Annotated in this window: 8 protein-coding genes; 4 read left to right on the top strand and 4 right to left on the bottom strand. The window is 39.3% G+C overall.

Annotation, left to right across the window (positions count from 1 at the left end; genetic code table 11):
* Positions 1-29 precede the first annotated feature (29 nt).
* The 3 genes from M654_RS03300 to tagH all read left to right on the top strand — a co-directional run bounded on the left by M654_RS03300 (position 30) and on the right by tagH (position 4,793).
* Positions 30-2,153, top strand: coding sequence for a CDP-glycerol glycerophosphotransferase family protein (locus tag M654_RS03300; RefSeq protein ID WP_026588970.1), 2,124 nt, complete (start codon positions 30-32; stop codon positions 2,151-2,153).
* Positions 2,154-2,361: 208 nt separating this feature from the next.
* Entirely contained in the window at positions 2,362-3,177 is an 816-nt protein-coding gene (locus M654_RS03295) for an ABC transporter permease (protein WP_026588971.1), read from the top strand.
* A gap of 20 nt (positions 3,178-3,197) precedes the next feature.
* Positions 3,198-4,793, top strand: coding sequence for a teichoic acids export ABC transporter ATP-binding subunit TagH (tagH, locus tag M654_RS03290; protein WP_026588972.1), 1,596 nt, complete (start codon positions 3,198-3,200; stop codon positions 4,791-4,793).
* Between the two features lie 91 nt (positions 4,794-4,884).
* Here the strand turns inward: tagH and M654_RS03285 are convergent, their stop codons facing one another.
* Entirely contained in the window at positions 4,885-7,518 is a 2,634-nt protein-coding gene (locus tag M654_RS03285) for an SPOR domain-containing protein (RefSeq protein ID WP_026588973.1), read from the bottom strand.
* Positions 7,519-7,796: 278 nt separating this feature from the next.
* Here M654_RS03285 and M654_RS03280 point away from each other — a divergent pair, with 278 nt between their 5' ends.
* Entirely contained in the window at positions 7,797-8,618 is an 822-nt protein-coding gene (locus M654_RS03280; protein ID WP_051290438.1) for a hypothetical protein, read from the top strand.
* A gap of 48 nt (positions 8,619-8,666) precedes the next feature.
* Here M654_RS03280 and M654_RS03275 read toward each other — a convergent pair whose 3' ends face one another.
* The 3 genes from M654_RS03275 to wecB form a co-directional block, all read right to left on the bottom strand.
* On the bottom strand, positions 8,667-11,360 hold the full coding sequence (locus M654_RS03275) for a glycosyltransferase (protein ID WP_026588975.1): 2,694 nt from the start codon (positions 11,358-11,360) through the stop codon (positions 8,667-8,669).
* Positions 11,360-12,130 (bottom strand): hypothetical protein, encoded by a 771-nt coding sequence (locus tag M654_RS03270; RefSeq protein WP_035428523.1) that lies wholly within the window; start codon positions 12,128-12,130, stop codon positions 11,360-11,362. The genes M654_RS03275 and M654_RS03270 overlap by 1 nt, the downstream gene beginning before the upstream one ends.
* 93 nt (positions 12,131-12,223) lie before the next feature.
* Positions 12,224-13,333 (bottom strand): non-hydrolyzing UDP-N-acetylglucosamine 2-epimerase, encoded by a 1,110-nt coding sequence (gene wecB, locus M654_RS03265; RefSeq protein WP_026588977.1) that lies wholly within the window; start codon positions 13,331-13,333, stop codon positions 12,224-12,226.
* Between the last annotated feature and the right edge of the window lie 21 nt (positions 13,334-13,354).

The following is a 13,354-nucleotide window of genomic DNA, read 5'->3' as shown; positions in this document are numbered from 1 at the left end:
TGAGTAAAAAAGAGGAGTAGACTTATTTTATGGTTAACGAAGTTCCAATAACATGCGATTTAATGAATCTAAAAATTGAGGGTTGGCAGCTTCACCTCGATTTCTCTTTGCAACATTCAATTTCCGCAGAAGAAATCAGCCTTCTGGCAGTAAACCGTAAAACAAAGGAAGAGCTGTCAGTTCCGTGTAAAAAAATAGATGGGCTTGAAACAGGTAGATACCATTCAGCCCTTCACTTAAAAGATCTTTCAAAACACGTCAATGACAAAGGCTGTCTCGATTTCTACGTCACAGGCCGGAACAATGATGACAACGTTCTGAAAAAAAGAATGAAGACAAACTTTCAGCCGATTGAACTATCTTGGAAATGGGATGAACAAAAACGTGTATTCTTCCTCCCCTATACGACAAAAAAAGGGAATTTCTCTTTGAAAGTTCTGCCAAAAAAAGCAGTGGCTGAAGTGAGCGATATGAACCTAAACCCAGAAGGCAGCCTATTCCTTAAAGGATATGCATTTTTGCTGAATGAGCATGGAAAGGTTTCTGTTAAGAATAGACGTCTTGTTTTAAAAGAAATCAACGAAGCCGAGGAGAAAAGAGAATTCGAATTCCCTCTGGAAGACGAGGAATCTGCCGGATTTAAAGTCCAAATAGATCTCAAAAACTTTTATGAAAAAAATGTCATGCCGGCTACGTTCCAATTTCATATCGAATTTATCGGCAAGGACCCTGAAACCGGGGAGGAAGTTGTCAAACGAAGCAAAGCTCTGCTGCTGAAAAACAAAGCGAATCCGCAAACAAACCAGTTTTCGATTCTTGAAACGGAAAAGGGTCTTGCGCGTTTTCATGTCTACCCGCAAAAGAAAAAAAGAAAAATGCGCTTAAGAATGAATGATTACACACTGAAGACAAGAGCCGTTTATTTTGTAGTCGGAAACAAAAACAGAGCCGTTTCCTTTGTCCGCAGAAGAAAAAACAGATTAAAGAAAAAAATCGGCAGAGCTGTGAAAAAGGCATATTATTTCACCTTCGGATTGGCGGGAAAACTGCCTGTCAAAAAGAAGACCGTCATCTTTGAAAGCTTCGCCGGAAAGCAGTACAGCTGTAATCCGCGGGCAATATATGAATATATGAAGAAAAACAATCCAGAATATAAATTGTATTGGAGCGTAAACCCGGATTATACCGATATCTTTGAAGAAAAAGGCATCCCTTATATTAAAAGGTTTACTTTCAAATGGCTCTTTGCCATGGCCAGAGCCGAGTACTGGGTCGTCAACAGCCGCCTGCCTTTATGGATTCCAAAGCCCGGGCACACGACATATCTTCAAACATGGCACGGTACGCCTTTGAAGCGGCTTGCCGTCGACATGGAAGAGGTGCATATGCCGGGCACAAACACGGAAAAATACAAAAAGAATTTTACGGCGGAAGCATCAAAATGGGATTACCTGATTTCGCCGAACGCATATTCAACCGAGATCTTTGCCCGTGCATTCCAATTTAACAAAACGATGATCGAATCCGGATATCCGAGAAACGACTTTCTCCATACGGACAACAATCCGGAAACGGTCAGGGCATTAAAAGAGAAAATGCAGCTTCCGTCCGATAAAAAGGTGATCATTTATGCACCGACATGGCGGGATGATCAGTTTTATAAAAAGGGGAAATACAAGTTTGACCTTGACCTGGATCTTGACAGGCTGAGAGAGGAAATCGGCGACGACTATGTGATCGTCTTAAGAATGCACTATTTGGTGGCGGAAAACTTTGACCTTGAGCCTTACAAAGGGTTTGCGTACGATTTTTCGTCATATGAAGACATCCGCGAGCTCTATATGGTGTCCGATTTACTCATTACAGACTATTCTTCCGTTTTCTTTGATTTCGCAAATCTGAAGCGGCCGATGATTTTCTTCGTTCCCGATATTGAAACATACCGCGACAAGCTGCGCGGCTTCTACTTTGATTTTGAAAAGGAAGCGCCCGGTCCTTTGGTGAAAACGACCGATGAAGTGATCGAGAAAATCAGGGAAACAGAAGCGCCGGATTACAGGCTGCCGGATATTTTCGATCCTTTCTATGAGAAGTTCTGCTATCTGGAGACGGGAAAATCGTCTGAAAAAGTTGTGAAAACAGTCTTTGAATGATCTTAAAAAGGAAGCCAATGTACACCTTTATTGGTTGCATTGGCTTTTTAGTTTAGAGTGAACAGTTAAACAAAAGAAGCTCTGTTAATATGTACAAAGCGGATTAAAAGTGAAAAATAAAGCGAAATCTGATACAATATAGTGCGGTACTTTAAAAATAACGTTCTGAAAATAAAGACCTAAAACTTTAACTCTAAGGAAGATTAGAATGAATGCTATGGTAAAAGTTCTGAAAGAAGTATTTTCTTCGCTTCCGCTCATTATGCGGCTTGCGGTTTATGAAACAAAGTCAAAATATCAAATGAATTATTTGGGGATTGTTTGGCAGTTTCTAAACCCGTTAATCCAGATTTTAGCCTATTGGTTTGTTTTTGGAACTGGCATTAAGGGCACTAGAGCAGATATCGACCACTATCCGTTCATCATCTGGATGCTTGCCGGTATCATTCCCTGGTTCTTTATCAGCCCGACAATTCTTGACGGATCAAACAGTGTTTTTCGTAGAATCAATTTAGTATCAAAAATGAATTTTCCGGTCAGCTCTCTTCCTGCCGTTGTTATTGCTTCCAACTTATTCAGCTACTTTGGAATGACGTTGATCTATGTTTTTATACTTGTAGGAAGCGGGCATTTTCCGACGTTGCATTGGCTGCAATATTTTTATTACTTGTTCTGTATGATTGCGTTTATGTTTTCATTCAGTTTGCTTAATTCGACGATCAGTGTTTTGGTGCGGGATTATCAGTTTTTGCTTCAGGCAGGGACAAGACTGCTGTTTTTCCTGTTGCCGATTTTTTGGGATGTGGCGCATAGCCTGGCCAACAGACCTCATGTATTGGCGGTTCTTAAACTAAATCCGCTGTTTTATATAATAGATGGCTTTAGGAACAGCTTTTTAAACGGTCATTGGTTTTTCGAGGATATTAAATACATGTTGTACTTCTGGGTCTTCACATTGCTTATATTAACTGTAGGTTCAATCCTGCATATGAAATTTAGGGATAAGTTTGTTGACTTTCTTTAAAATAGTAAGGAGATTATACGATGAAACTAAAAGTTTCGTTTCGAAATGTTTCAAAAAAGTATCATCTATATGAGAAACAGTCTGATAAAATAAAAGGTCTGTTCTTCCCGAATCAAGACGAAAAGGGCTTTTTTGCCGTACGAAACGTTTCCTTTGATGTATATGAAGGAGAAACGATTGGTTTTGTCGGAATCAACGGTTCCGGCAAATCGACGATGTCGAACTTGCTGGCAAAGGTCATTCCTCCGACAACCGGGGAAATCGAAATGAATGGCCAGCCTTCCCTTATTGCGATCTCGGCGGGGCTGAACAACCAGCTGAGCGGGAAGGATAATATCAGACTGAAATGCTTGATGATGGGACTGACCAACAAGGAGATTGATGAGCTTTATGATCAAATCGTCGAGTTTGCCGATATAGGTGATTTCATCAATCAGCCGGTCAAAAGCTATTCAAGCGGGATGAAATCCCGTCTTGGCTTTGCGATATCAGCCCATATTGATCCGGATATTTTGATTATTGACGAAGCCTTGTCAGTAGGTGACCAGACCTTCTACAAAAAATGCATTGATCGAATTACTGAATTCAAAAAACGCGGGAAAACGATTTTCTTTGTCAGTCATTCCATTGGGCAAATAGAAAAGCTATGTGACCGCGTTGCCTGGATGCATTACGGCGAAATGCGTATGTTTGGTGAAACCAAACAGGTTGTCGAGGAATATAAAGAGTTTGTTGACTGGTTTAATAAGTTGTCCAAAAAAGAAAAGAAGAAATATCAACAAGAACAGATCGAGCTGCGTAAAAAAGATCAGGCAGAAGAACGAACAAGCCGATTGCAACATAATAAAAACCCGAAATCAATAGCGAATGCGGTGCAAATCACTCTTCTGTCAATTTTGCTGATCGCAATAGCAGCAACAATGTTTGTAAGTACACCTCTGCGAACAATCGCATCCTTCGGGGCTATTCCGGGAAACGATGCTAAAAAAACGGAGGAGCGCCAAGCTGAATCAAATACAGAAGATTTAACAAAGGTCAATCAGCCGGCATATGTCAAGTCAGCGCAGCTTACAACATACAGTGATCAAAGTTTAAAACAAAAAAAGACCGCTTCTTTGCCATTTGGAACTGAAGTTACGCTTTCATCACAAAATGCCAAAGTTGCGCAAATTCATTTTAACGGAAAGAATTATTTCGTGAAAAAAAACAGCCTTTCCTTAGCTAAAGACCTGGAAACTGTTTCATTGACTGCAAATGCTTTTTCGCCTTACTTTTCCGAGAAAGCAAAGTCTTCCTACCAATACTTCCTTTCCTTTTTAGGGGAAAGTGAGCAGACACTAGAACAGACGTTGCAAGGGATCAAACAAGCCAAATATGATGACGGAAGAACGGGCCTTCGTCTTGATTATGAAAAGGTCGACTATATCATTGAAAAGCAACAAGCAGCAGCAATCATATTCCATGACATTGAAGCTGTCGAGCCGGCCACAATATCTCTACCTGAGAAGAAAGCTGTGTTTGACAACGATCATAAACGATACTTCTTCAAAACAAAAAAGCAGCTGTTTGTAGTGGATAACGAAAAACATACTTTAATGATAAGAAATGAAAAATAAAGAAAAAAGCCATTGTGATGGTTCATCATCCACAATGGCTTTTTTAATTAGAAATAAAGATCAGACGCATTTAAGCGTCTGATCTTTTTGCCTATTTATATTTAGGAATATCATAATACAACGTATAGTTGTCCAGCAGCGTGTACAAGCTGTACATCCGATTTACTTGTTTATAAGCCCAGCCGATATCTGTTGCATATTGGTGACTCGCCGTTGGAGCCCATCTCATTTTAAACAGAGTATCCTGCTGAAATCCGCTTCGGTGGATATAGTTTTTGCCGATCAGTTCGGCTCCGCCGATGATCGCCTTTTCAGGTGTATCCCACCCCTGCTCATAGGCTGTTTTGGAGCCGCATGATACCGCACAGGAATCATATGCACCATAGCCATACATATTGTAAACCGTTGTACCGTTGTATTTGACACCGTTGGCTAATTCTGAAGTTCCATTTCCGGTTTCCAAAAGAGCATGAGAGATCAAATACAATTCATTAATGTTGTATTTTTTGGATGCCTCTACAAATGCTGCTCCTTTTCCTTCAAGAATTCCTTTACCTTTTAAAATCTTGCTATTGATTTCACTGGCTGATAGACCTGCATATTGAGACAATTTCAAGAACTGGAAGTAATACTTGCTGTCCATTGAAAAGTTGTTCGGATTAATATAATAGACGGTCTCATCTTCGCTAGCGTTTCTCCAGCCCATGTTGATTTTCGCCCAGTTTCCTTCAGTGCCGACGATGCTGACTTTGTCGCCTTTTTCAAGCAGCCCTACAATGTTGTTGCTTGCTACTTTCGGCGAAGATCTTACATTTAGGTAGTCTGCTGTTACAGTACTGTTGGCCGTATTGATATAAGAAAGCGATACATAACCCGGAGAGTCGGTCTGCGGGTTCACGCTCATTTGCTTTTGCAGCATTTCACTGAGGGTGAGGCCGTAATCGGTATACATGATTTGCGGACCGTCTTTTATTTTCACAATGTTGACAGACCATCCAAAATCACTTTTGATTTGATTGGCTACCGCAGATGCATTATTGTATCCCTGGATATTATTCACGACAATTTTATAAAGATATTGTCGCTCGCTCGTATAACTGCTCCACCAGCCTTTTTTCTTAAAGAAGGCTTGAGCTTTCAGCAAGTCATCATAAAGCAAATTCATACCGGTTTCAATTCTGTAGCTAGAATATCCGGCTTCTCCAGTGTTAACAATTGTAGCCCACCAATCATTATTCTGGAAGAATTCCAGTCCTTTTTGGGCTTGCGCCTTACCCAAGATCTGCTCGGATACTACCCGGTATGATGAATATCCGGTTTCACCGGTCTTCTGATAGCCGGCATACCATGAATTCTTTTTGAAAAATTCCAATCCTCTATTTACTTGATCCATTCCCAGTACTGGATTGGAATATATTTTAAAGCGGGTATATCCTGTTTTTCCGGTATCCTGATAACCAACATACCAATTGTTCGATTTGAAGAAATCTAACCCTTTGGCAAGCAGAGTATCACCAAGAATCGGTTCAGAATAGATCTTGAATTTAGTATATGCTTGTTCTCCTGTTTCTTTATAAGACACATACCATGAATTCTTTTGAAAGAACTCTACTCCCTTATTTACAGCACTCATTCCAAGTACGGGATCGGAAACGATTTTGTAGCGCTCATACGTTTGTTTATCACTTTTCTGTGTTGAAAACCACCATTTTTTCTCCGTCAAATACTGTTCTGCCTTTTCCCGATCTGAGGAATTGAGATCATGAAATAAAATTCTAAACGACGTGGAATTTGGCACCTGTTCATATTCAGCAGTTAAGTTGATGGCCTCTTTGATCTCTTGAATATACGCTTTAACAAGAGACTCGCTTCCGAATCCGCCTGTTCTGATGTTGAAGTATTCGACAGGATCGCCTGCAGGCTGTACTCGGCCTTTAATGCCTGTCTCAGTTTCGAATTTTTCAAGGTTGGCTTGGGTAGCAGACTCGCTGCTGAATCCGCCGCTCGTCAGAATATAATATTTTTCGGGATCGCCCACAGGCTTATATGTCCCATTGATTCCGGTTTTCTGCTCGAAATCGCTTAAAATATTCTTTACTTTTGACTCATCGTTGAATCCGCCGCTTATCAAAGTGTAATACTTTTCAGGATCACCGATCGGTTTATATGTACCATCGATTCCTGTTTCATTCTTGAAATCACTTAAAATACCTTTTACTTTAGATTCGCCGACGAATCCGCCGCTGACTATCTGATAATAATAGTCCTTGGTCGTATTTATCGGTTCCACCGATGCAGATAATCCGGTCTGCTTCGTAAAAGACTGAGCGACTGATTCCGTTTTCGATTTACCTGAAAAACCGCCGCTTGATACATAATAATAGTAATCTTTCGTTCCGATTGGCACGTAATCGGCATTTATGCCTGTGCTATTTTCAAACTCTTGCAGGCTTGATTTGACACGCGACTCTGTCGGAAACCCACCGGAATACACGTTATAAACATTTTTATAATCGTTTGTTTTTTGATATGCAGCATTCCAGCCGGTGTTTGCTTTCAGTTTCTGCAGATTTTTTTCAGCATCTTCCTGTCCAAGAAAAGCAGCCGACGTCTCTACTTTATATGTAGAAGTATCCGTATAGCCTGAAGATTTATTGACGAAGATCGAACTCAACATCCCGATAAAAAGTACAGCAACTGCAAATTTTAAAGATACTTTTCTCACTAGACTCCCCCCTTCTTTTTAATGTTCTATTCATCTCTCAGTTTTCTGTATCGGCTTACAAAAAGATTTGTTTAACCGACATTTACGAGTATATCAAAATTTCGAGCAAAGACTATTATTTTTTTGGAACAATTAAAAAAATGTGAAGAAAACCATGACTCTTGTCATAAAAATGACTTTCATCCATTAAAATGGAGGTTCATGTTTAAATCAGGCGATCTTGACAAAAATAAAGGAATACGGATATCTTTAATTAAAAATAATGACAAGGGGACTTTATGGACATTAAAAAGACAATTACCACAATGGAAAATTTATCAAATGTCTCTCTCACCTTTGATGAGAAATTCATATTAATTGTAGAACATAAACAGACTAACTTTGAGTTTTTTCTGAATTTAAAATCATCTTCCGACACTTTGCTGGTTCTTGGGTCCGGAGCGATCGATCCGAAAAAACATACACTACCTGTTTTCCACAGACATTCGTGGGCAGATGAAATTGCCTGCTCCAGCATATTTTATAATGACCCAACCCTTTATTTAGGAAATATCAATATCGGCTGGGGACAAGGGGATGAAAACCATTTTTATTTAGAGACCATTTCAAATATCGTGGTCAAAATCGCTGATATGTTAAAAATAAAACCGGAGAAAACAACTTTTTATGGAAGCTCTGCCGGTGGATTCACCTCTCTATTCCTTAGCGGGCTCTTAAAAGGCTCAACCGCCTTGGTCAACAATCCACAAACGATCGTCTACAACTATTATCAAAGCCATGTCTTGAAAATGCTTGAGACGTCATATAAAAAAAAGAGCTTGGATGATTTTCCACAGCATTTAAAGTACAGGTTGAACATCCCGGAATTTTATAAAAAAATAAATTATATCCCCAATATCATTTATTACCAAAATCTAGCCTGTGAACATGATGTTTACCGCCATTTTCACCCTTTTATTAATGAATTGTTTGAACTCACCAAACAAAAACCATATGTAAAGAAAATTGAATGTCATTTTTATTATGATGAAGAACAGGGCCATAATCCTATGAGTAAAGAAGAAACGTTAGCTATTTTAAACGAGAGAACGGCAGAATAAGCATAAAAAAACCAAGGGTAAGGGGAGACATTCCCCCCTTACCTAAACTTATGATTTTAACAAATTTAAAATCTCTTGATCTTTCCAATCCATTCCTTCGTACAACCTTAGGATTTGTACTAAGAGATCTCTTGCTTCATCTTTTTCCTCTTCGTTTACCATGGTCAGTTTTGCCATATACCAATTCTTCACATAGTTTTCAAGGCGAATATCTTGATAATCTTTTAATAGCTCTTCTTTTGACAACCAAGCAATCCGCGCTTTTTCAAGCAGCATATATCGTTCAAAAAATCTTTTGTTTATATTGTTAACTGAAGAATTTTCAACCATTGCATAGTAAATATGAATAGGTAAATCAATGACTTTAAAAGCCCTTGATGAGAGGATCATTTCATGAAAAACGAGAGTGTCCTCCCCTATTGCACCTTCAACCATCTTAATGCCGGAATTCACCAGCCATTCTCTGTTAGCAACAAGAGCCTGAATGCTCATCGCCTTAAAATACGTTTTTTTGAGAAACTCCTCATGCGGTCCCTTCCTAGATGCCTTGCCATTATTGAACCCCATCATGGTTTTATAGTAGGAAAATAGCTGCTCTTTATCTGATAATCGCACCATATCTCCGATGACCATATCATATAAAGATTTTTTTGCCTCCTGTAATAAGGCGGCATAGCCATCATTAATCGCTTCATTATCCGGGTCAAGATATGTTACCCATTCCGAAGATGACAGATCCAGTCCTTTATTTCTTGGCCTTGACGCGCTTCCGCTGCCTCCTTGCGGATAAAAATACGTTTTTACATTGGGGTATTGTTCCTGCAGCCTTTTGACGACATAAGGTGTATACCCGTCTGTTGATCCGTCATCAACGATAATGATCTCCATATCCTCAAAGATACTGCTTCTGGAAAGACTCTGAAAACATTTATACCTTAAATGCTCGCCATTATTATAGGTTGGTACAATCACCGAGAGCTTATAAGTTTTGTTTTCTTTCACCTGTTTTTTCTCCGGAGCAGTCAAAATCTCTAAAGGATCAACACTATATCCCTTCTCAAGCTCGCCAGGCTGCATATCTTTTAACGATTGCCAATCAAACGATTCTCTCCAGAACAAAGTCCGATAACGGTCCTTCATTTCATTTACATAGTGATGTTCTACCCCAGGCACATATTCTTGCGGCGACCGGTAGTAAGCATCTTTTGTAATATAGTCTGAATCTGTGTATTTAAATCCGTTGATCATGTCCTCGAGATAATATTCTCCATAACGGTAATCCTCACTGAAAAATGCAACCATGTCATGCTCAGCATAAATTTGTTCCGTTACATCTTTTTCTACCATAAACGTCTTGTAAGGATAAGATTGACGGTTAAACTGTTCTCTCATTTCAGGCGTATCTTCTTTTGTTACGACAAGGATCTTTTTATTGAATTCATGTTTTTCAAGTCCCGTGATTTGAGCTATTTTTCTTACTCTGTCAAATGCCGTTTCCCCATTCAATACTTTTCTGACGCCTTGCATCTGCAATTCATAGGTTTCTTTGGCAGACAATGAGTTTAGATAATCAGTCAATTCTTCTTTAGATGGAGCCAGGAATACGTTAGGATATTTGCTGTTAATTCCGATGCTGTAGTTGGACAGCACAACTGTACCCATTGCCTGCAATTCATAAACCCGGTTGGCAAACATTGTGTTGCTGTCTTTTACAGAGTTTAAATTCAATGTGAAATCATACATCTTATGAATTTTTTGCAAAGTTTCATGATCTGTTGACGGCACAACATAAGGAACATATTCCTTTGGATAAAAGTGAGCCGGAAGCTGTAATGAAAAATTGCGGTCAATAATGGTCAATTCACGGCCTGCATTCAATACGCCATCGAAGAGAATTCGGCTGTCATGCTGTCTGTTTGGATATTTATGATACCAAGACCCTGCAAATAAGATATCCTGTCTTCTGAACATTCTTGTTCCGATCGGGTTATGATAGATTGGGTTAACGCCAAATTCCAATACATCAAACGTTTTTGCTGAAGGACAGTCCCTTCGATAGTCTTCGAGAACTTCTTGGCACGTAGTAAAAATATGGTCTGCTTGCTGAGCCAAGTCGATATAAAACTCATAATTAACCGGATCTTCTTTTGAATAAAAGACAATAGGAATGCTTTTGCTTCTATAAAATTCAATAATACTGCGGATTCGATCCCGTATTTTCTTGATTTTTGGATTCCCTAGGCCTTTCCATGCTCCATCAAGCCCTCTCCAAGCAGTAGCAAGAACAAAAACGTCAATTTTGTCAGCAAAATTTTTATAGTTTTCATAAGTAATATAATGAAAACCCGCAGCGTCTTCCAAACTTTTGAATAAGAATTCATCTGCAATAATTCCAACTTGTAAATCAAGTTTCTTGTAATACCTTGAACCATTGCTGTCAGGAAGTTGTTTGATTTGCTCCTGAATTTCCTCATAATATCCTTTTTTGTGATTTTTCTTCAAAAGCCGCAAGTATGCTTCTTTTTCAGCCGGCGTCATGATATTGTTTTGACTAGATGCTGGTGCGCTTTTAGCCGTTTGACTATTTCTTAAGCTGGCAAGCTTGTTTTTCCTGTCATTTAAAACCGCTAAATTCTTCTTTTTGTTAAACTCACTTATAGCGGCTTTATCAACGGCAATCTCCTTTGTCAATCTAGCTATTTTTTGTTTAATAGTCGTTAGACGCTGATCAATATTCGACATCAACGATTACCTCTTCTTTTTCTAAATTTCCAATAAAAAAGGGTTAAACGTCCTAATTTTGACGAAGAGAGTGCTTGATAACGCCTCTCCAGATACTTCGTTTGCTTGTCCGTTTTCTTTTGCTGCTGTAATAATTTTTCTTCCTTCTTATATGCATCGACGAGATCTTTTTTCAGTGCTGTCACTTCATTAAGCAATGAAGATATCTGCTTCTCATACGGCTGAATTTTTTTTCTCTCATGAAGATTAAGGGTATCGATCACACTGCAGATTGTTTCTGATAAATCGTTGACGGCCGTGTCATTTGCTCGTTGCAGTTTTAATCCAAGCCATTTGTTTCCGCCGTGAACTTTAACATTAAATCCGAGCTGAAAAGATGTTATGACTAAATTCAGGAGATTATTGAGATTTAGGTTTTCTATAAATGACCATAGAACAAAACTTCCGTTCGATGACAAATATGGGGTTAATCGTTCAATATATCTTTCAGAATCAAATACGGCCTTTAGAAGATCTCCCAATAGAATGGTGTCAAATTTCTCACTACTTGTTTCTCCCTCTTCTTCAAGGTCATGCCTTAAATAAACGACTTTTTTTCCAATAGCAGACAAGTATGCATCACCAAGATTACTTGATTTTACAGCAATTAAAATATGATCCCCCACAGCCGATGTGTATTCCCATTTTATTGGATTATTGTCGTCTAAATCTAAAAATTCGTTGTTTTTTTCGTTTGCGTTCGGAGCTGTTTCCGAGAAAACAGGTTTCAAATCATCTTCCTCCTTCTCTGCATAAGTGAGGGAATATAAAACTGGATCCTAATCAATGAGGATAGTCTGCCGTTTGGCAGACTATCCATGTGTTCATGAAAAATATCTGAGAAGAGCTTCAACAATACGTTTGGACGCATGTCCATCTCCATAAGGGTTAGAAGCCTTTGACATTCTTTTATATTCTTCCTCATCTGTCAGTAGCTGTTTTGTCAGCCTGTAAATCACATCTTCTTCTATGCCGGCAAGCTTTAATGTCCCTGCTTCGATTCCTTCAGGTCTTTCCGTTGTATCCCGTAAAACAAGAACAGGCTTCCCTAACGAAGGAGCTTCTTCCTGCACCCCTCCTGAATCGGTTAAAATTAAATATGATTTTGAAGCGAAGTTGTGGAAGTCAATCACTTCTAAAGGTTCAATTAAATGAACGCGGTCCAGGCTTCCCAATATTTTTTCAGCTGTTTCCCTTACAACAGGGTTCAAGTGAACAGGATAAACAACTTGAACATCTTGATGCTCTTCAACGATTCTTTTGATCGCTCGAAACATATTTTCCATAGGTTCCCCAATGTTTTCCCTTCGATGAGCAGTCAAAAGAATCATCCTGTCATCGCCCAGCCGATCAAGAACTTCATGATGATAATCATCCCGGACAGTCGTTTTAAGAGCATCGATCGCCGTGTTTCCTGTCACATAGATTTGTGCAGGATCTTTGTTTTCCTCTAAAAGGTTCTGTTTTGATTTTTCTGTAGGGGCAAAATGCAAATCGGCAATCACACCCGTAATCTGGCGGTTGATTTCCTCAGGAAAAGGAGAATATTTGTTTCGCGTTCTCAATCCCGCTTCTACATGCCCAACAGAGATTTGATTATAAAATGCAGCAAGGCTGCCGACAAAAGTAGTTGTTGTGTCACCATGTACAAGCACAACATCCGGCTTTTGCTCTATTAACAAATGATTTAATTTCGTCAATGCGCGTGTGGTAATGTCAGCCAGCGTCTGCCTGTCTTTCATAATATTCAAATCAAAATCAGGCTGAATGTCAAAAGCACTGAGGACTTGGTCAAGCATCTCCCTATGCTGAGCAGTAACGGTTACGAAAGACTCGATGTGATCGGGATATTTATTGAGTTCAAGGACAAGCGGGGCCATTTTGATTGCTTCCGGCCGAGTCCCGAATATGGTCATAACTTTTATTTTTTTCAATGCTTTGCCTCCTAGTTGTTG

This window comes from Bacillus sp. NSP9.1, assembly GCF_000465465.2.
Classification (GTDB): Bacteria; Bacillota; Bacilli; order Bacillales; family Bacillaceae; genus Bacillus; species Bacillus sonorensis_A.
The sequence above is the reverse complement of the archived record's forward strand: the minus strand, read 5'-3'. Positions and strand labels throughout refer to the sequence as shown.